Source organism: Wansuia hejianensis (genome assembly GCF_014337215.1).
Classification (GTDB): domain Bacteria; phylum Bacillota; class Clostridia; order Lachnospirales; family Lachnospiraceae; genus Scatomonas; species Scatomonas hejianensis.
This window is the reverse complement of the sequence record NZ_CP060635.1, coordinates 742,772-762,500: the sequence shown is the minus strand read 5'-3', so window position 1 is coordinate 762,500 and position 19,729 is coordinate 742,772. Positions and strand designations below refer to the sequence as shown.

The following is a 19,729-nucleotide window of genomic DNA, read 5'->3' as shown; positions in this document are numbered from 1 at the left end:
TGTTTTCTTTTATGGTAATTCACTCCCTTGCATAACAAAAGGACGCCGGTTCTTTCAGCGTCCTCTTTACTCTGATATTCTGTTGTTACATTCCCATTATAGGATCGGTTTGATCCTATTCAAGACTTACCGCCAAGTCAAGTGCCGGCGCAAGAATCAGATCGTACCTCGCCCTGATATAGTACTTGTAAAACTTTCTTTGCAGTTCGGACAGATACGGCGCTTCATCAATAAACGCGCCGATTTTATCCATATCAATCCGGGGGACAATCCGCTTTACCGCCTCAATGCAGCCCTCGTATTCCGCGCTCATTAAGAAATCACGGTAATTGATTTTCCTGTCGTTCTGCTTAATGGCGGAGGTCGGATACTGATAGATTCTGGAATGCAGCGCGTCCACGTTGATCAGCACCTCGTTCATGATCCTTTCGTCAGCCTGCGGCAGCAGACAGCTTCCGCAGTCATAGATGGGAGCAAGGCTTGTTTCGCCCGTACCTTCATCGAACAGGAAGCCCCAGTTTCCATTGTGGCGGTCAAAGTTGCCAAGCAGCGCGTCTGCAGTGAACACATCCCAAAAGTGTTTTTCCAGAGCCTCCGGCGATACATATTGCTGCTTTTCGATGGTATCGAGAATATCTTCAAGCTCCGTTCCCGTACCGTTTGAATCCGATTCCAGAATCGTATTTTTGATGGAGCAGAAATCGAAGAATCTCTTTCCGTCTGCCGTGAAATCCTTACAGGCACAGACGATTTTCTCTTTGCCTCCGACCTTAAAAGTTCCAAGCAGGGTTTCATGCGCCTTTACGCCGATCAGATTGAAAATGCTGCTGGCGATATGCTCGCTGAAACAGCTATTCGTATAGGAAAGCTCCGTGGGCTTATTTTTGCCGGAGGGCGGGAACTTCAGCATATACAGCGTCCCGTCATACTCCACGGCGATCTTCTTTCCGTTCGCCCCATTGTATGCTTTGCCGAGTACCACCCGGCACTCTGTAAAATCGATTGCGCCAGCCATTTTTCATCACTTCCTTAAAGATATTTTGCTCTCAGATAGTCGGCATGTTCCTTTGTGATTGCGCCGTCATTGATTTCTGCAATGTTGATGCTGCCGTACAGTTCTCCCCACAGGCAGTCGAGCAGCGGCGATTTGTTTTGAAGCCCTTCCTTATAAGCGTCCAGATCGTGCTGCAAATAAGCGGGCAGACCGTATTCATAGGATCGTTCCTTCTGCGCCTGCCGGATTCCTTCGGCAGTCAACAGTTCCATTGACACCCCGAGCGCCTTTGCCAGCTTATACACCGTTTCAGCGGAGCATTTTTCCAGCTTTGTTTTTCCGCTGCATATATCGTTGAGCGTAGCATGAGGGATTCCCGCGTCTACGGCTAATCTGTATTTGGTCATATTTCGCTTTTTCATCAGGCTCTCAATCATCATTCCGGTCACATCCTCTCTGTTAATATTATATCGGCATACCGAAATAATGTCAAGGGTTGCGTAAAAGTTAACCAAAAACCGTATTTACTTCGCCGCCCTTGCCACGGAGCGCGTCAGATTGGCCGCCGTTATGGTAGCGTGTACCACGCTCATCATATTGACTCGTACACTCGAATCAAGCCCGAACTGCTGGGCAATCCTCGGCACTTCGTTCGCGGCAAGCATGATGCCAAGCCCCAAGAGCATATTGCCGGGGAAGGTTAAGAGTCCGAGGAACAACAGGGCTGTCTGCATGAAAGCGGTTAAGCATATAGCCGCCGTATGAATTGGAAATCCCCAATACGCTGGAAGGCCAACAGCGTGCAGTTGACGGCTTAATTCAGTATATCAGGAATGAGGACGATACGGTTATTGTCATCAATGAGGAATCCAAAATCAATGGCATAGAGGACAACCGACGGATTGACGGTGATGTCCTTGTCGGCCCCGTCTTTATTGCCGGGGATACCGGAGAAAGCATCTGTTCTCTTACCGATGAGCAGATACAGAAATATGTTGAGAAGTTTGCAGAACCCGAAGAAATACCGCCTGACCTCGGCATGAAGGTCAGCGTTGATTTTTACTGTGATTCCTTTTTTTTCTTCATTCGGCAATTTCCTCACCTCGTTTCATAAAATTTTGAATTGCTTGTACCACAAGTTCTTCCTCTGTCAGACGGCAGAAGGAGTCCTCGCCGGGGACAAGGGAGAGTGATTGGCCGTTATCCCAAGAAATCCCGATCTGCCCGATAGCGTCCACATATTTCACCGTACCTCTTGTGCCGGGCGGATACATTTCCTTATACTGTTTTGCCTGCCGGCGCAGGCGTTCCCATTCATTCATACGCTACATCTCCATTTCATTTATGATTTCTTTCTCTGCTTCATCGATTTCCGCTGTGCCGTCAATTTCCATCTGCATAGGAATCAATACCTTCAAGGCTGTGCCCGTATTCCATAAAGACATAACCGCCGTCTGCGAGAAACTCACCGGAATGCTCCTGATGGATGTCTTCACCATACTGTTCATGATCGAAGTCTCCCGTCTTTCTGATTTTGAATTTTCTGATAGGTGTATCAATTACTTTGAGAAGCACATCGTCAACAGCGTCTGTGTATCTGCCATCCCCAAGCAGCTTGTTCCGCAACTCATTCAGACTGTTGATGATAATCCTCCATTCATTTTCGTCAAGTGCTATGTAGTATTTTCGATATCGCATATCTCTGACCTCCCTCGCCTACATTGTAGCAAGGAAACTTCCGCTTGACGAATGTGCGAATATGTTTTGGCATAAAGAAAGCCAGCGCAAAAAGCATTTCTGCCTTCTATGCTGGCTTTTGCCTTCGCTAACACCCGTAAGGTTGTATTTCGTTGATGATTTCAGATTACTTCCCTATGTGGCGTTAGCATTGTCATACTCCCGTTTTTTATGCTATAATACCTTGCGTCAGGCAGACACTCAGCGGCGCGGTCCGTCCTGCCGGGGCATCTTCATTACAGGGTACCCTGTGGGTTTTATTATTTACACAGAAAAGAGGTTTTATTATGCAAGGATATATTGACCTGCACGTGCATTCCAACTGTTCTGACGGGACCTTCGCCCCTGAAGAACTGGTGGCCCACGCGCTGAAAAAGCAGCTGCGGGCGTTCGCCCTGACTGACCACGATTCGATCGAGGGCATCAGCCGTGCGGAGGCCGCGGCCGAAGGGACTTCACTCACTGTTATCCCAGGCATTGAACTATCCACGGAATACCAAGGCAAGGACATTCACATCCTCGGTCTGGGGATCGACCCGGAAAATAAGGCGTTTCTGGACTATCTCCGCCGTTTCCAGGAAGCCCGGGACCTCCGCAATGAGAAGATGATCCGCCGTCTGCAGGAATACGGCGTGGATATCACCCCCGAAAAAATGCTGGAACAATTCCCCGACTGCATCTGGACACGCTCCCATTTCGCCCTCTATCTCCAGACCCACGGCTATGTCAAAGAAATGTGGGACGCCTTCCCTAAATACATCGGCAATAACGCTCCCTGCTACGTCCCCAGAGAGGGGATCACCCCCCGGCAGGCAGTGCAGCTCGTGCTGGAGGGCAAAGGGCACCCCGTCCTGGCCCACCCGATCCTCTACCGCCTGAATCCCTCCCGTCTGGAAGCGCTGGTCGCTGACCTCACCTCTGCCGGACTCCAGGGAATTGAAGCCATCTATTCCCAGAACCGCTACACCGATGAATCTGCCATGAAACAATTAGCCAAACGCCACGGCCTGGCTGTCACGGGAGGGTCAGATTTCCACGGAGCCAATAAAAAAGACATCGATTTGGGCAGCGGCAAAGGAAACCTGAAAATTCCATATGAACTGTGGGAGAATTTGGCAAGCAGATAAGCGTTACATCTGCCTGCCGATGGATCACAGTAAAACACCGCCGCTCTGCAATGGCCAGAGTCCGTCATTTCAGACCAGATCCTGAAGGGCATTGAATGCCCGGCTTCCATTACAGAGCGGCGGAATTTTATTGGTTTTAACCTTCTATTGGCTCCGCCGGTACGAACACTCTTTTATCCTGTTCATCTTTCTGAATTTTGGCCCGTTCAGTGGCTTCTTCGCAGAAATATTCCTGCGCGTTTACCAGCGTTTTTCCACGTTTGTCTATCTTCTCATAAATGCCGTCGGGCCGGAGGATATGCGCTTTCACATTGTCTTCCAGTTGAATGTCCAATATGTGCATGACCTCCTGCTTCAGCCGGGGATCTTCCACGGGGAATACAATTTCTACCCGTTTATCCAGATTTCTCGGCATCCAGTCCGCACTTCCCATATAGACTTCTTCATTCCCGTTGCTGTAGAAGTAGAAGATCCTTGCGTGCTCCAGGAAGTTACCGACGATGGAACGGACGGTGATATTTTCGCTGATTCCCGGAATTCCTGTCTTCAGACAGCAGATCCCGCGGATGATCAGGTCTATTTTTACCCCGGCGGCGGCGGCGCTGTACAGGGACGCTATGATTTCCCGGTCACAGAGGGAGTTCATCTTCGCTATGATGCGGGCTTTCTGGCCCTTCCGCGCATGCTCCTCCTCCATTCGGATCATGTGAAGGAAACGGTCACGCATCCAGATAGGCGCGATCACCAGTTTATTCCAGGAATCTGGCTCAGAATAACCGGACAGCATGTTAAAGACGGCGGTGGCGTCTTCCCCGATTTTGGCATCACAGGTGAGAAGGCCGCAGTCTGTGTACAGCTTTGCGGTGGAATCATTATAGTTTCCGGTTCCCAGATGGACGTACCGGCGGATTCCGGACTCCTCCCGGCGCACTACCAGGGTGATTTTACTATGGGTTTTCAGGCCCAACAATCCGTATATTACATGGCAGCCTGCTTTCTCCAGCATCTTCGCCCAGACGATATTGTTCTCTTCGTCAAAACGCGCTTTCAGCTCTACCAGCACAGATACCTGTTTTCCATTCTCGGCTGCCTGAGCCAGGGCGGCGATGATCGGCGAATTGCCGCTGACCCGGTATAACGTCTGCTTGATCGCCAGCACCTCCGGATCCCTCGACGCCTGGCGGACAAATTCTACGACCGGATCGAAGCTCATATAGGGATGATGCAGCAGGATATCTCCTCTGCGTATATTAGTGAAGATATCATCTTCATTCTGCAACGCGGGCACAGCTGCAGGGGTATAACGGGGAACCTTGTATTCCTCATAGCCCTCCAGCCCGTACAGCTTCATCAGAAATGTCAGATCCAGCGGCCCCGGTATATGGAACAGATCTTCCTCTTTGATGTCGAATTCGCTCTTCAAAATCTTCAGCAGTCGTTTATCTATTTTATCCTCCACTTCCAGCCGGATGACCTCTCCCCACTGGCGCTTCTTCAGCTGCTTCTGGATCTCTACCAGCAAATCTGCCGCTTCATCTTCATCAATCGTGAGGTCTGCGTTTCTCATGATCCGGTAAGGATGGGCGCAGATCACATCGTAGCTCAGAAACAGCTTTCCGATGTTCCTCTCTATGATTTCCTCCAGCAATATGACAGAATGGCTCCCATCCTCCTTCATCGGAAGCTGCACAAAACGCGGCAGCACAGAAGGTACCTGCACCGTGGCAAAATCCAGCTCTCCCTTCTCTTTTTTCCCGCCCTTTTCCTGCTTTTCTTCCTCTTTTTTCTCCTTTTCCTTCTTGGAGATCAGCGCCCCGATATTCAGAGTCTTATTCCTGACCAGCGGAAATGGGCGCGAAGAATCCATCGCCATGGGCGTCAGAACCGGATAGACATTTTCCTCAAAATATTCGTCCACATACGCTGCCTCTTCCTTCGTCAGATCCTCATGGGAATTGACGATGTGAAACTGAATGCGCTGCAGGGCCGGTATCAGGGATCTGTTATAGGTCCGGTACTGGGAATGGATCAGCTCATGGGTGCGGGCTGAAATCTCCTTCAACTGCTCCCTGGGCGTCAGTCCGGCGATATCCGGCTTATTATACTGTGTGTGTACCATGTCTTTCAGAGAAGCCACACGGATCATATAGAACTCATCCAGATTCGAGGCAGTTATACTCAGGAATTTTAACCGTTCAAACAGCGGTATATTCTTATCTCTGGCCTCGCTCAGCACCCGCTCGTTGAAGCTGATCCAGGAAAGTTCCCTGTTTCTGTAATATTCAGGTTTTAAATAGGGTGTATAATCCTTTTCCATTGCGGCACCTCCTACATTTGTCTTTTTACTTTAAGGACGGGCTGGATGCTGAATACTTCGTTGAAAAATTCTTCCTTGTCTGCAATCAGTCCCTGCTCCAACGTATAGTCCTGATTCACTACCAGGTTCAGAATCAGCTTCTGATCCTTCAGAACGGCCTTAACAGACTGTATCTTCTGCAGATGGCTCCTGTCCAGGGCATTCGTATAGCGGATGATTGCCGTCAGCTCGGCTACAATCAGATACTGCCGCTCATTGAGGCTGCTCTCCTGTACCAGCACGTCGTATTGGGGAAGGCGCGTGGTATTGTAGCGGGCGATCAGGGCCACCATCTCCCTTTCCGCATGGGAAAGGCCGATGATCTCATTGCTCATGATGATATTATAGGAGCTGTCTGCCACATAATTCAGGCTGATATATTTCCCCACGTCGTGAAGCATGACCGCGATCCGCAGTAATAGCCTCTCGCGTGGCCCGCAGCCGTGTACCTTTTTCAGGGCGTCAAAGATCTCCGCTGATGTCATATCCATGTTCTGGATGTGCGGACGGTTTACCGCATATCTTTTTCCGATATTACGGGCGGCCATAATGATATCATTTTCAAAATTATGAGCCACCTTCAGAAGCTTTTTTCCTTCTGCGTATTCATAAGCAAGACCACGTCCCAGGTGAGTGCCAGGCGTCCAGATCAGGGACGCGTCCATCTCCTCCACCAGACGGTGGTAAATGATGGCCGACGGCCGCAGCAGCGATGCATATTCAATCGGGACATCCAGCTTAACCGCCAGTTCTGTGGCCGACTGGCCGACCACCTTCTGATACCACTGCTGGAACTCCTGCCTGCTCAGTGTCCGGCTGGCCTTATCCTCTGTGTTCCTGAACACTATTTCAGTGAAAAAATCACCGTTCAACACGATATTTTCTATTCTGCGGTCTTTCAGATACATCTTCTTAAAACTGTACAGCTCGTTCTGAATCAGCTCCTCAACCAGACGCTCATAATGGGTGGTCTCGCTGATCACCGGCTGAAGCTTCTCGCGGATTCTCAGATTGCCCATCCGTATGTTCTGGGTCGTCACCAGGGCGTCCTTATCGAACAGTGAAATCTGTGTACTTCCCCCGTCCACATCCACAATCGCCGTTCCTTTTTCGATCATTTTGTTAAAGCGGCTTTCGATGGATGCGATGGCCTTATAGCTTAAAAACCTCTGCTCAGAATTGCTGAGGATCTCCACATTCAGGCCCGTCATCTGGCGGATCTTTCCAAGGATAAACAGGTTGTTTTCTGCTTCCCGCAGAGCGCTGGTAGCGATGGCGCGGTGGGCGTCCACCTGATAGCCTTCCATAATCCGCACAAAATCCTGAAGGATTTTGCACAGCTCCTCTACCATCTCCGGGCCGATCTTCCCGTGGGCATAGGTATCTTTACCTAGTTCCAGCCTGTGGCGGATTGTATCGATACTGTGAATCCCGGTTTTTTTTGATATTTCAAAAATTTCCAGCGTAACATCATACGATCCGATGTCAATCGCAGCAAATGTGGCAACCTGCATATTATGATTCCTCCTTTTCACCGCCGGATTCCGGCTAATAATTACCCAGCAGCCGCAGGGAACTGGCCTCCGAGGCAATCCCTCTCAGCGCATTCTTCACGGCCGGGCTGCTCAGATTCCCTTCAAAATCAATGAAAAACCTGTATTCCCAGTTCTGCTCCGGAATCGGCCTGGACTCGATTTTAGTCATATTCAGGTCATTGTAAATAAAATGAGCCAGAATATTATACAGAGAACCGCTTTCATGAGGCAGTTCAATGCAGATACTGATCTTCCCGGCGTTTCTGTCAAAGCATTTCTGATTGGATATGATGATGAAGCGGGTGGAATTTGATTCCCCCGACAAGCAGCCTTCCGCCAGAATATTCAGTCCAAAATGCTCTGCCGCATACCTGCTGGCGATGGCAGCTTGGGTCCTGTCCCCCTCCTTCGCCACCTTCTCTGCCGCCATGGCTGTATTCAGCACTTCCTCCTGCTTCCAGCCCGGATGCTGCTCTAAATAGTTTCTGCACTGGGCCAGGCCCTGGGGATGGGAATAAACTGTCCGGATATCTTCAAGCGATGCACCCGGAACCGCCATCAGGGTATGCTCAATCTTCAGGATCTGCTCCCCTACAATGTAATTGGGATACCGGATCATCAGATCATAGATATCTGACACGCTGCCCGCCGTTGAATTCTCAATCGGCAGGACCCCGTAATCCACTTTCTGTTCTGCCACCTGCTGCATGGCTTCCTTCCATGTCTCCACATGGGAGCTTTCGATGGTGTCGTCAAAGAAGGTCTTCATCGCAGCGAAGCTGTACGCGCCCTCCACTCCCTGGAATACTACCTTTGAATGGGAGAACTGCAGCGCGTCTGTCTGCCTGTAGTCGACTTGCTCATCCGCTCCATGCTCTGTCAGAAGCTGGTATTGCCGCTTCCGGCTGATAGACATCATCTGCTGAAAGACCTCCTGAATTCCTTTGGCGTTGAATTCATTGGAAGATTCACCTCTCAGCTTCTTTAGCTTGGAAATCTCTCTTTCCTTGTCAAATACGGGTTTTCCCGTCTCAATTTTATATTTTGCAACCTCTTCGGTCAGCTCCATCCGTTTTTCAAACAACCGGACGATCCCTTTATCCGTTTCGTCAATCTCGTCACGGATCTTATTCAGATCTATCATGTTCTTTTCTCCCTGTATGTGTTCACAATCCTGGTCAGCCCGCCGATAAATGACAGTGAGCCAAACGCCAGTATGACATCTTCCTGTTCTGCCGCCTCATAAGCCTTCCGCACCGCGTCCTCCAGCCCCTCACAGGCCTGCACGTTGGGATTGACTCCCGCAATTGCTTCCGCGAGCCTGTCCGCAGGCAGCGCCCGCCCGATGCCCGGAGTGGCAATCGTGAATATCCGGTCAGCCAGAGGCGCCATAATCCGGATGATCTCCGGATAATCCTTATCTGCAAATATTCCGGTGATATAGATTAAACGGCGGCCCTTAAAATAGGTCTCTACCGATGTTCTCAGCTTTCGGGCCGCATCGGGATTATGGGCTCCGTCCACAAAAAAATACGGGGCCGTTCCGATACAGGTGAATCTGCCGTTCCAGACAGCCTGCTTCATTCCTTCCCGGATCTGCCGGTCTGTAAGCTTCAGACCCTTTTGCCGCAGAACCTTCAGCGCCTCATAGGCAGTCACCGCATTTTCCACCTGACAGCTGCCCGGCAGTGAAATCTCCAGCTCAAAGTTCCGGTACAGAAATTTCTGTCCGTTCAGGCTGTCCTGCTTCATCACGACAGCAGATGGATCTGCCACAGTCAGGGTTACCTGCTTGCCGTCACATTCCTTTTGCAGGATCTTCAACACCTCTGGTGCCTGCCTGCCGGTCACCGCATGAGTGCCTTCTTTAATAATGCCTGCCTTGGCCGAAGCTATTTCTTCCAGGCTCCCGCCCAGATAACCCATATGATCCAGGCTGATGGACGCAAAAACCGCCAGCTCCGGAGTCGGGATCACATTCGTCGCATCGTCCCGGCCCCCCATGCCGCATTCCAGCACCACCCAGTCACAGTTCATCTGCTTGAAATATAGAAAACTTAAAACTGTCTCGAGCTCAAAGACGGACGGACGGCTGACGCCCCTGGCCTCCAGCCGTTTCACAGCCCCTGCTATTTCTCCAGCCAAAAAGCTGTAATCTTCCCTTGTAATCTTCGCTCCGTCAACCTGAAACCGTTCCCTGTAAGAATACAGGGTCGGAGATATATAACGACCCACCCGGTAGCCCGCGTGGGTGAGTACAGTGGACATATAGGAAAGTATACTTCCTTTTCCATTGGTTCCAGCGATATGAATATATTTTAAGGACCGTTCCGGATGTCCCAATTCTTCCAGAAGGGCCGCGATTCTCGAAAGCCCCAGCACAATACCGCCTGATTTTTCCTCTATAAATTCTCTTGCTGCTCTGTAATCCATGATACCTGCTGCTCCCTGCACCGTAAAGTAAAATTCACTGCTTTACTGAAATTTTACTATAGGATTTTACAATTATCAAGTAAAGTTATGGTAAAATAACGGAAAGCTGTTAACAGTTCAGCTTTCCGCTACTCGGTTTGATACAGCTTCTATTCTGACATCCCCTGCAGATAGGTAATAAACTGCTGGGCAGTTCTCCCGGAAATTCCTCCGTGACTCAGCTCCCACTTGTTGGCTTCTGCCTTCAGCTCCTTCTCCGGCATGGTAATTCCTGCCTTTTTGGCCAGCTCAGTGACTATATGGAAGTATTCCTGCTGGTTCGGTTTGGAATAATTGATGGTCACGCCAAAACGGTTCACCAGGGAAAGCTTCTCTTCAATGGTATCTGAACGGTGGATCCCCGCGTCATTCTCCACATCATCTCTGTCCTTCCAGGTTTCCTTAATCAGGTGCCGGCGGTTGGAGGTGGCGTAGATCAGTACATTTTCAGGCTTTGTCTCGACGCCGCCTTCGATGACCGCCTTCAGGAATTTATATTCTATTTCAAATTCTTCAAAGGACAGGTCATCCATATAGATGATAAATTTATAGTTTCTGTTCTTGATCTGCGCGATCACGCCGGACAGATCCTTGAACTGATGCTTATAGATCTCGATCATCCGCAGGCCCTGGGGATAAAATTCATTGACAATCGCTTTAATGCTGGTGGATTTTCCCGTACCGGAATCTCCGAACAGCAGGCAGTTATTCGCTTTCCGCCCTTCCACAAAGGCCTTCGTATTGTCTACCAGCTTTTTCTTCTGGATTTCATACCCCACCAGATCATCCAGCATAACCTTATCCATGTTGTTGATAGCGTGGAAGACAATCTCTCCGCCCGCAGAAGAGCCGATCCGGAACGCTTTGTTCAGGCCGAACATCCCCACACCAAAATCTCTGTAAAACCCTGTCACTTCAGCGAAGAATTCATTTTCATCTGCCGCCTGCTCCAGCTTTGCGCTGAGTGCCTGTACTTTTTCACTGACACTTTTATTGTACATCAGCTCCGGTTTCCCGATGGATCTGTAATTGGACAGACGTGAGAAACAGTCAATTCCCAATTCCTGCTCCAGCCAGGTAAAGTCATACCGGAACAGTGCCTGGAACGCTTTAAAATCGTTTTTCGCGAAAAAGTTGACGCTCCCCTCCCTGGCTCCGACCTTTTCACAGGTCAGGCTGAAGGGGTTTTCATCATTCATCAGAAGGAAGGTCAGGTAATTATGCCACAGGTTCCGGTCAAAGCCATAATCTGTAGCCACTTCCAGTATCCTCTTGACCTGCTGGAACACTCTTGTGACCAGCTCATCCCTGGTTTGGGTCCGTTCCCTTGCATTTTTACAGATATCTCCCAACTGCATCAGGATGCAGCCGGAAGGCATATCCCCGTAAATCAGTAATTTAGATATAATGTGATCCATGATACATCCCCTTATTTCTTAGTGCCGTGATATTTTTCCTCACAATAACGGCAGCGGTAAATTTCACGTTCCGGATCTGTCAGCACGAAAATCTGATCCAGTTCCTGCTCAATGGAGGTAATGCAGCGGGGATTTTTGCAGCGGATCACATTCACCACCTGCTTCGGCAGCTTCAGCGGCTTCTTTTCCACGATTTTCCCGTCTGAAATGATATTAACAGTAATATTGTGGTCAATAAATCCAAGAATATCCAGATTCATCATATCCACCGGGCATTCAACCTTGATAATGTCTTTTTTGCCCATCTTATTACTTCTGGCATTCTTAATAATCGCCACACAGCAATCCAGCTTGTCCAGCTTTAAATCCCTGTATATGGTCATCGCCTTGCCTGCTTTAATGTGATCCAGAACAAATCCCTCTTCAATCGCACCTACATTTAACATACCTTCACCTCCAGAAGAGTCAGAATTAATGCCATCCTGATATATACGCCATACTGTACCTGCCTGAAATAAGCCGCTCTGGGATCGCTGTCCACTTCCACAGATATCTCATTCACTCTCGGAAGCGGATGCAGCACATGCATATCCGGCCGCGCAAGCTCCATCTTAGCCTTATCCAGGATATAGAAATCCTTCATCCGCACATAATCGTCCTCATTGAAGAACCGTTCCTTCTGGACACGGGTCATATACAAAATATCCAGTTCCGGAAGCGCCTCCTCCAGGCGGATGACCTCTTCATATTCCACATGGTTTGCATCCAGCACATCCTCCCTTATGTAGGAAGGCAGCCGAAGCTCCTCCGGAGAGATCAGCACAAATTTCACCTTCGTATACCGGACCAGCGCGCTGATCAGCGAATGAACCGTGCGCCCAAACTTCAGATCTCCGCACAGTCCGATCGTGAGATGATCCAAACGCCCTTTTAAAGAACGGATTGTGAGCAAATCAGTTAATGTCTGAGTGGGATGTTGATGACCGCCGTCGCCGGCATTAATCACTGGAATAGAAGAAACAGAAGAAGCTACGAGAGGCGCGCCCTCTTTGGGATGTCTCATGGCACAGATATCAGCAAAGCAACTGATTACCCGGATTGTATCGGAAACACTTTCGCCTTTAGCCGCTGAACTGGAATCAGCAGATGCAAAACCAATTACGGAACCGCCAAGATTCAGCATCGCCGTTTCAAAGCTCAAACGGGTTCTGGTGCTTGGCTCATAAAATAAAGTAGCAATCTTTTTGCCGTCACAGGCATGTGCATATTTATCCGGATGCTTTTCAATGTCCCCGGCCAGATCCATCATACGATCCAGCTCCTCCACTGAAAAATCCAGAGGGCTCATGATATGCCGCATAGAATACCTCCTTGATGTGCTAAATTTTCTGTGTTCCATCATATAACAAAACCAGATAAAATGCAAGAAGGTTTGATTCCAAATTGAGCGTTCGGACACTCTGGGGAGGAGCCGCCGTACCGTCTGAAGCAGCCAGAAAAACAGCGGAAGCCGGGGCGTCATTCCTCTGGGCCGGACAGACGCCCCGGCTCCCGCTGTTTTTCGTCCGGGTATCCACCTCCCAGAATCACTCCTCCGGCATCATTGTCTTTATTTTTGCCGTCTCTGCCTGAATGGACGCCAGCTCTTCTTCTGACATCTTTTCGGGTTTTTTCGCTCTTGTCAGCTTCTGGATCAGGGAGATCTGATTTTTCAGGTCTTTTTTCGTCTCTTTGGAAAGTGTCTTTTTATTGTTATTCAGATACTGCTCTGCCGCCATCATCTGGATCTGTGCTTCGTTCAGCGCGTCCAGCTTTTCTTTTCTGGAGGTGTCCTCGCCGGCGTAGGCTTCCGCGTCGTGGATCGCCTTTTCGATCTCGTCTTCAGACAGTTTGGAGCTGGCTGTGATGGTGATGTTTTTCTGTTTTCCGGTTCCCAGGTCTTTGGCGGATACGTTTACAATTCCATTGGCGTCAATGTCAAAGGTCACCTCAATCTGAGGCACTCCTGCCGGGGCGCGTTTGATTCCGTTCAGGCGGAAATTGCCCAGAAGTGTATTATCCTTTGCGAACTGGCGCTCTCCCTGCAATACCTTGATCTCCACGGAGGTCTGATAATTGGCAGCTGTGGAAAACACCTGGCTGTGACGGGTCGGGATGGTCGTATTCCGATCAATGATCTTAGTAGCCACTCCGCCCACCGTCTCGATGGAAAGTGACAGCGGGGTTACGTCCATGAGGATAATCTCGGCCGCGTTGCCGGTGGTGATTTCGCCGCCCAGCTTGCCGCCCTGGATGGCCGCCCCCAGCGCCACACACTCATCCGGGTTCAGGTTCTTGGACGCCTCTTTACCGGTGAGCTGGCGTACTTTTTCCTGCACCGCAGGAATCCGGGTTGAGCCGCCGACCAGCAGCACCATTCCCAGCTCTGATACGCTGACGCCGCCGTCTGCCAGCACCTTTCGGACAGGAGTCTCCGTGCGAGCCACCAGATCTGACGTCAGCTCATCGAATTTACTCCTGGTCAGCTCCATCTCCATGTGAACCGGCTGGCCCTTGACCGTAGCCACGAAAGGCAGGTTGATCGAAGTGACGCTCTGGGAAGACAGGGCTTTCTTGGCCTCCTCCGCCGCCTCCCGTATCCGCTGCATGGCAACCACGTCCTTGGACAGGTTGATTTTCTCCGTCCTCTTATATTCCTCTACCAGATAATTGGCAATTCTCTCATCAAAATCATCTCCGCCCAGGTGGTTATCACCGGCTGTCGCCAGAACTTCGATTAAATTATCACCGATCTCGATCAGGGAAACGTCAAAGGTGCCGCCGCCCAGGTCATATACCATGATCTTCTGTGGCTGTCCGTGATCCAGACCATAGGCCAGCGCCGCCGATGTGGGCTCATTGATGATGCGGAGGACATTTAATCCGGCAATCCGCCCGGCGTCCTTCGTAGCCTGACGCTGCGCGTCGTTAAAATATGCCGGAACCGTGATGACCGCCTCGCTGACGCTCTCTCCCAGATAGCCTTCCGCATCTTTTTTCAGCTTGGTCAGGATCATGGCTGACAACTCCTGGGGGGAATAATTCTTGCCGTCTATCTTAACCCTGTAGTTGGTACCCATCTGTCGTTTTATGGATGAAATCGTCCGGTTTACGTTGGTAGCGGCCTGGCGCCTTGCAACATCGCCCACCAGCCGGTCGCCGTCCTTCGTAAAAGCCACCACCGACGGAGTTGTCCTCATCCCTTCCGCATTGGCGATGACTGTAGGTTCACCTCCTTCCATAACCGCCACACAGCTGTTGGTGGTGCCCAGATCGATGCCTATTACTTTGCTCATTGTCTTCTTCCTCCGAAAATTCTGCAATCTACTTAGTCTCAACTATACCGCACAAAAAATGGCCGGTCAATGCGGCCGGCCGTTTTTTTATGATTTCTTTCGAAAATTTCTTATTCTTTCATTTTTTTTCGAAATATTTCTTCAAATGCCTCTTTATAGGGAGCCTTCGCCACACCGTATTCCGTCACGATTCCGGTTATCAGGTCATTATCTGTCACATCAAAGGCCGGATTAAAAACCTTAACTCCCTCAGGCGCCATCCGCCGCTCGTACCACATCTCCGTCACTTCATAGTCTTTCCTCTGTTCGATATGAATATCCCCGCCCGTGGCTGTTTCCATATCAATTGTGGAGGTGGGGGCGCAAACGTAAAATGGAATGTGGTACCTTTTTGCCGCCAGAGCCACCAGGGACGTTCCGATTTTGTTGGCAGTATCCCCGTTGGCCGCCACACGGTCGCATCCCACGAAGACCGCGTTAATCCATCCGTTCCTCATGGCCGCCGCCGACATGTTATCGCAGAGCAGCGTCACATCCAGCCCGGATTCCTGAAGCTCATAAGCCGTCAGCCTGGCTCCCTGAAGCAACGGCCTCGTCTCATCCGCATAGATCCGGAAACCGTAGCCTCTCTCCTGTCCCAGATACATAGGGGCGGTAGCCGTCCCATATTTCACGGCGGCCAGCTTTCCGGCATTGCAGTGGGTCAGAAGGCCGTCTCCCGGCTTAACCAGGGTCAGCCCATTTTCACCGATCGCCCGGCAGACCCGGATATCTTCTTCCCGGATATTCAGTGCCTCCTGATGCAGGGCTTCCACAATCTCCGGAACGCTCCGTTCCCTGTTGGCCAGCACCACCTGCTCTTGACGCTTCAGTGCCCAGGAAAGATTGACTGCCGTCGGACGTGAGGAATCCAGGTAGTCCTTCGCCTCCTGGAACTGCCGGTAAAATTCTTCAAAATGATCTGCCTGTATCTCTCTGGCGGCCAGATAAATTCCGATCGCGGCCGAAACGCCGATGGCCGGTGCCCCCCGGACCTGCAGAAGATAAATGGCATTCCAGATCTCCTTCTGCGTGGTGAGATACAGGATTTCCGTCCGGTACGGGAGCTGCGTCTGGTCGATAATAGCCAGAGCATGGCGTTCCTCGTCCAGGGCCACGGTATCGTAGTCCATAATTGTTTTCATTTTTTCACTCATGATGAAATACCTCTTCCTGAATGTACAGTATCGCTATTCTTTTTCTGATCAGCTGTGTTTTTCCACCGCACGCTGGATAGCCGCCACGTAATCCGCCCCACAGATGAAACTTTCACGGTTCATAATGCAGTCTTTTGCAAAAGTGACCACAATTCGCTCAGCCCGCGCACGTTTGCTCTCATCGGAAATCGAAGTGATATCCTTCACATTCGCCATCCCGTCAATCCGCCGGATACCCTCTGTACCAGCCGCTCCCGCCGTATCTGCCAGAATCCCTGACAGGTACCAGGCCTTAAAGCCTGGAGTCCTGGCCATCAGCTCTGTCGAATATTCATCATAGACACTGTCATATTTCTGAACGAACAGGTCAACTGTATCGGCAATGGCATCAAGGCACCAGGTACAGAATTCTTCACGTTTTTCCGGTTCTTCGATCTCCGCATCCCCGTTGCACCATGCGAACAGCAGGTTGGCGATCACATTCCCGATATCATAACCCATCGGCCCGTAAAAAGCGAATTCCGGGTCAAAGATATACGTATGCTCCTGATTGATGAACACAGAACCTGTGTGCAGGTCGCCATGGATCAGGGCCTGGGCATGATTCATGAACTCAAATTTCAGTTTGGCGGCCTCCAGGCGCAACGATTCATCCTCATACAGCTCCTTCTGGATGAAGGCTTTGTTTGGTGGAAATACATGATTCCTGTCAAAGCAGTCCGTATATGGCTCCATGAAAACCAAATCCTCAGTAATCCCGCACAGATCCGGATTGATAAATTCCTTCACCAACTCTTTCTTTTCCTTATGGTTCATGACCAGATCAGAGGTGCGCAGCAGGCAGTTTGCCAAAAATGTTGTCACATGGTCCGCAAATTCCGGATATGTCTCATGATTCAGCAGCCCTGTCCTCATCATGGTGTGGCCGACCATGTCTTCCATAATCATCGCGCACATGATTTCATCATATAAATAGATCTCCGGAACCAGTCCCGGCGCGAATTCATTCTGTATTTTCAGAATCTTGGCCTCAATCCGGCCTCTGTCTGTGGAGACGCCCAGATCCGGCTCAATTCTGGTTTTGAGCCCTGCCTGCTTCACGATGATGGACTTTCCCGTATCCTGGTCCACCACACGAAATACATAGTTGATATTCCCGTCGCCGATTTCCGTGCCCGCAAGCCTGTGGCCCTCCGGAAAATAATTCAATTTCGCCTGTACATAAGCCGGCGCATCCTCCGGCTTCATCAGAAAATAAGACTGATACTCAGACATCGTCATTTCCTCCCGTATATACATTATTCATCTATTTCTTCGGCTTTTCCCTCTATCACCTTTTTGTCAGGAAAGCCTTCCTGCTCCCAGCGTTTACCGACCTGAAGAACACGGAACGCGATAAACAGCTCCGCTAATCCGTCGAAGATCAGAAAAATACCTGTCAGCACTGTCATAATGGCCGGAACCGCGATCGGCGACATCAGGATCAGTATGCCCATGAGAAATGTCACCGCGGCGCAGATCAGGCTGATCCACCATCTCTCGTCATTCATCCTCTTCAGGTTCAGCATCTCACGAAAATCATAGATCGCGTGAAGGAACAGGATGATCGCAAACAGAATGCCGACAAAGCCCACCACCGCTCCGGGCCGTATGACAATAAACACTCCTACGGCCAGCATCACGGCGCCCAGCACACACATTGCCACATCCCAGGTGCTGCCCGTCTCCCAGCCCTTCCGGGACAGGAACATCACAATCAGCACAATGCCGGAAATGAACAGGATACAGCCCACAATCCGGCAGACCGTCAGCACGGCGCCCGTGGGATTCGTAATCAGTAAAATCCCGAGTATGATCAAGAGTATGGAAGTCAGTGCGGTCATCAATTTTGTCCGCTGTAAAAATTCTTTCATCTTATATTCTTACCTCCCGGCAATTTATTGTTTTTCATACAGAAACTTCTCCGGCAGCCGGATGCGGAACCCCTCTGCCAGTTCCCTGAAATTATCCGGCGTGATGGTCTGCAGCTTCGCAGGGCTCATAGACAGCACCTTAATCAGTATCTCCGCTGATTTTTCCACCGTGTGCATCAGCCCGAAGGTCAGATCGAAGTCTTCTCCGGAACAGAACATTCCGTGGTGGGCCCAAATCGCCACGTTGTACTGCTCCATCAGCTTGCTGGTCGCCACGGCAATTTCCCGTCCTCCCGGAACCATCCAGCCCACAACGCCGACGCCCTCCGGGAAAACGACCGGGCATTCCGTAGCCATTTCCCACAGCTCCCTGGTGAAAACCTCATCCTTCAGAGGGAGCACGAAGGTGAGCGCGATTGTATTCGTTGTATGGGCATGATAGATCACCCGGTGTCTGCCTCCCGATACCCGTTTCTTAACCTCATGGTTCATCAGATGGGTGGGAAGCTCACTGGTCGGCCCTCCGCCTTCCACCAGCCCCCAGCGAATCCTGTAGTTCTCCCCCTTACCGTCCAGCTCGATGATCGCTACACAGACTTCCGGATCTACAATGATATTCCGAAAATACTTTCCCGTCCCCGTGACCATGAAAAATTCCCCGGCAAGCCCGGGCACGCTGGTCCCGATGGGAACCCATTCCCCTGCTGCGTTCAGCCTCGGCCGGATCGCTTCTACCTCTGATTCCTTCAGACGGTAGGACAGATTGCCTCCGTTCCGTTCATGCCAACCCTGCTGATAGCCGTCGTCCGCCATTTTGATAAATCCCCGTACAAACTTCATGTCCAAAATCTTCATAGATACCTCCCTGCTCTCATTTTTACCTCTGTTCAGTCAGCGTATTCTATCTTACCTCTCAGTTCCTGCATCCTGTAGTCCAGGGATGTGATCTTATCCGCACAATCCCTCAGCTCCCTGCTGATCTCCTCAGCGTTCTCCAGATGCTTCTTATACCTCAGCTGGTGCTCCAGGCTGGCCCAGAAATCCATGGCGATCGTCCGGAACTGTATCTCTACCTTGCGCGGCTTCTTCCCCTCCGACAGGAAGATGGGGACCTCAACGATCAGGTGAAGGCTCCTGTATCCACTTTCCTTGGGCTTCTTAATATAATCCTTAATCTCCAGCATCCTGATATCATCCTGATGAAGCAGCAGATCCGCCACCGTATAAATATCCTCCGGAAAGCTGCAGATCACCCGCACCCCCGCAATATCAGCCAGGTATTCTTCAACATTAAATATATTCACCTCCAGCTCCTTCCGGTGCAGCTTCTCCAGAATGCTCACAGGCTGCTTCAGCCTGGTCTTTATCGTCTGAATCGGATTCCGGTTATGGGTCAGGGCAAATTCACTGTTCAGCACATTCAGCTTCGTCTCAATCTCCATCAGCGCACACCGGAACTCCATCATCAGGCTGATAAAAGGCTGGGCAATCTCCTGAAACTCTTCTATTTCCTCTATCTTCAGCGCATCAATCTGTGTTTTAATATTCTTATCCTCTTCCAAAACTATTCCTGCTTTCTGACATTTCTGTACTAATTTTACAACTATGTACTATTATAACTGATTATTAAAAATTTGTATAGCCTA

20 protein-coding genes are annotated in these 19,729 nt (G+C 50.3%); 2 read left to right on the top strand and 18 right to left on the bottom strand.

Going from position 1 to position 19,729, the window contains the following annotated elements; genetic code table 11:
- Positions 1 to 115 precede the first annotated feature (115 nt).
- From H9Q79_RS03590 to H9Q79_RS03580, 3 genes are all read right to left on the bottom strand, one after another.
- Positions 116 to 1,015, bottom strand: coding sequence for a HipA domain-containing protein (locus H9Q79_RS03590; protein WP_118645869.1), 900 nt, complete (start codon positions 1,013 to 1,015; stop codon positions 116 to 118).
- Positions 1,016 to 1,029: 14 nt separating this feature from the next.
- Positions 1,030 to 1,434 carry a helix-turn-helix transcriptional regulator gene (locus H9Q79_RS03585; protein WP_118645871.1) on the bottom strand — a complete coding sequence of 135 codons (405 nt, stop codon included), beginning with the start codon at positions 1,432 to 1,434 and terminating at the stop codon, positions 1,030 to 1,032.
- Positions 1,435 to 1,518: 84 nt separating this feature from the next.
- Positions 1,519 to 1,746: a conjugal transfer protein TrbL family protein gene (locus tag H9Q79_RS03580; protein ID WP_330596986.1), complete on the bottom strand. Its 228-nt coding sequence runs from the start codon at positions 1,744 to 1,746 to the stop codon at positions 1,519 to 1,521.
- A 14-nt stretch (positions 1,747 to 1,760) separates the two neighbouring features.
- On the opposite strand from H9Q79_RS03580, the gene H9Q79_RS18620 reads away from it, so the two are divergent.
- Positions 1,761 to 2,108 carry a DUF3846 domain-containing protein gene (locus tag H9Q79_RS18620; RefSeq protein WP_118645875.1) on the top strand — a complete coding sequence of 116 codons (348 nt, stop codon included), beginning with the start codon at positions 1,761 to 1,763 and terminating at the stop codon, positions 2,106 to 2,108.
- On the opposite strand, the gene H9Q79_RS03570 is transcribed toward H9Q79_RS18620, so the two are convergent.
- Positions 2,077 to 2,316 (bottom strand): DUF4314 domain-containing protein, encoded by a 240-nt coding sequence (locus H9Q79_RS03570; RefSeq protein ID WP_118645877.1) that lies wholly within the window; start codon positions 2,314 to 2,316, stop codon positions 2,077 to 2,079. The two genes, H9Q79_RS18620 and H9Q79_RS03570, sit on opposite strands and share 32 nt — an antisense overlap.
- 61 nt (positions 2,317 to 2,377) lie before the next feature.
- Positions 2,378 to 2,692: a hypothetical protein gene (locus H9Q79_RS03565; RefSeq protein WP_118645879.1), complete on the bottom strand. Its 315-nt coding sequence runs from the start codon at positions 2,690 to 2,692 to the stop codon at positions 2,378 to 2,380.
- Between the two features lie 326 nt (positions 2,693 to 3,018).
- Between H9Q79_RS03565 and H9Q79_RS03560 the strand changes: the two genes are divergently transcribed.
- Positions 3,019 to 3,858: a PHP domain-containing protein gene (locus tag H9Q79_RS03560; protein ID WP_118645881.1), complete on the top strand. Its 840-nt coding sequence runs from the start codon at positions 3,019 to 3,021 to the stop codon at positions 3,856 to 3,858.
- Between the two features lie 136 nt (positions 3,859 to 3,994).
- Here the strand turns inward: H9Q79_RS03560 and H9Q79_RS03555 are convergent, their stop codons facing one another.
- The 13 genes from H9Q79_RS03555 to H9Q79_RS03495 all read right to left on the bottom strand — a co-directional run bounded on the left by H9Q79_RS03555 (position 3,995) and on the right by H9Q79_RS03495 (position 19,645).
- The gene (locus H9Q79_RS03555) at positions 3,995 to 6,175 is read right to left on the bottom strand and encodes an RNA degradosome polyphosphate kinase (RefSeq protein WP_249329208.1); all 2,181 of its coding nucleotides are present in this window, start codon (positions 6,173 to 6,175) and stop codon (positions 3,995 to 3,997) included.
- An 11-nt stretch (positions 6,176 to 6,186) separates the two neighbouring features.
- Entirely contained in the window at positions 6,187 to 7,728 is a 1,542-nt protein-coding gene (locus tag H9Q79_RS03550) for a Ppx/GppA phosphatase family protein (protein ID WP_249329207.1), read from the bottom strand.
- A gap of 34 nt (positions 7,729 to 7,762) precedes the next feature.
- Positions 7,763 to 8,893 carry a prephenate dehydratase gene (pheA, locus tag H9Q79_RS03545; RefSeq protein ID WP_118645885.1) on the bottom strand — a complete coding sequence of 377 codons (1,131 nt, stop codon included), beginning with the start codon at positions 8,891 to 8,893 and terminating at the stop codon, positions 7,763 to 7,765.
- Positions 8,890 to 10,182, bottom strand: a complete 1,293-nt coding sequence (locus tag H9Q79_RS03540; protein ID WP_118645887.1) for a bifunctional folylpolyglutamate synthase/dihydrofolate synthase — start codon at positions 10,180 to 10,182, stop codon at positions 8,890 to 8,892. The genes pheA and H9Q79_RS03540 overlap by 4 nt, the downstream gene beginning before the upstream one ends.
- Positions 10,183 to 10,331: 149 nt before the next feature.
- Entirely contained in the window at positions 10,332 to 11,639 is a 1,308-nt protein-coding gene (locus tag H9Q79_RS03535; protein WP_249329206.1) for an ATP-binding protein, read from the bottom strand.
- An 11-nt stretch (positions 11,640 to 11,650) separates the two neighbouring features.
- Positions 11,651 to 12,085 (bottom strand): aspartate carbamoyltransferase regulatory subunit, encoded by a 435-nt coding sequence (locus H9Q79_RS03530; protein WP_118645889.1) that lies wholly within the window; start codon positions 12,083 to 12,085, stop codon positions 11,651 to 11,653.
- Complete coding sequence (gene pyrB / locus H9Q79_RS03525) at positions 12,079 to 12,999, bottom strand: aspartate carbamoyltransferase (RefSeq protein WP_249329205.1); 921 nt, start codon at positions 12,997 to 12,999, stop codon at positions 12,079 to 12,081. Before pyrB ends, H9Q79_RS03530 begins: the two co-directional genes overlap by 7 nt.
- Positions 13,000 to 13,225: 226 nt before the next feature.
- Positions 13,226 to 14,974 carry a molecular chaperone DnaK gene (gene dnaK, locus H9Q79_RS03520; protein WP_118645893.1) on the bottom strand — a complete coding sequence of 583 codons (1,749 nt, stop codon included), beginning with the start codon at positions 14,972 to 14,974 and terminating at the stop codon, positions 13,226 to 13,228.
- 110 nt (positions 14,975 to 15,084) lie between these two features.
- Positions 15,085 to 16,170 (bottom strand): S-methyl-5-thioribose-1-phosphate isomerase, encoded by a 1,086-nt coding sequence (gene mtnA, locus H9Q79_RS03515; RefSeq protein ID WP_249329204.1) that lies wholly within the window; start codon positions 16,168 to 16,170, stop codon positions 15,085 to 15,087.
- A gap of 48 nt (positions 16,171 to 16,218) precedes the next feature.
- The gene (mtnK, locus tag H9Q79_RS03510; RefSeq protein ID WP_249329203.1) at positions 16,219 to 17,445 is read right to left on the bottom strand and encodes an S-methyl-5-thioribose kinase; all 1,227 of its coding nucleotides are present in this window, start codon (positions 17,443 to 17,445) and stop codon (positions 16,219 to 16,221) included.
- Between the two features lie 23 nt (positions 17,446 to 17,468).
- Positions 17,469 to 18,083, bottom strand: coding sequence for an HdeD family acid-resistance protein (locus tag H9Q79_RS03505; protein ID WP_249329202.1), 615 nt, complete (start codon positions 18,081 to 18,083; stop codon positions 17,469 to 17,471).
- 24 nt (positions 18,084 to 18,107) lie between these two features.
- The gene (gene rhaD / locus H9Q79_RS03500) at positions 18,108 to 18,938 is read right to left on the bottom strand and encodes a rhamnulose-1-phosphate aldolase (RefSeq protein ID WP_118645897.1); all 831 of its coding nucleotides are present in this window, start codon (positions 18,936 to 18,938) and stop codon (positions 18,108 to 18,110) included.
- 32 nt (positions 18,939 to 18,970) lie between these two features.
- Positions 18,971 to 19,645: a GTP pyrophosphokinase gene (locus H9Q79_RS03495; RefSeq protein ID WP_249329201.1), complete on the bottom strand. Its 675-nt coding sequence runs from the start codon at positions 19,643 to 19,645 to the stop codon at positions 18,971 to 18,973.
- Between the last annotated feature and the right edge of the window lie 84 nt (positions 19,646 to 19,729).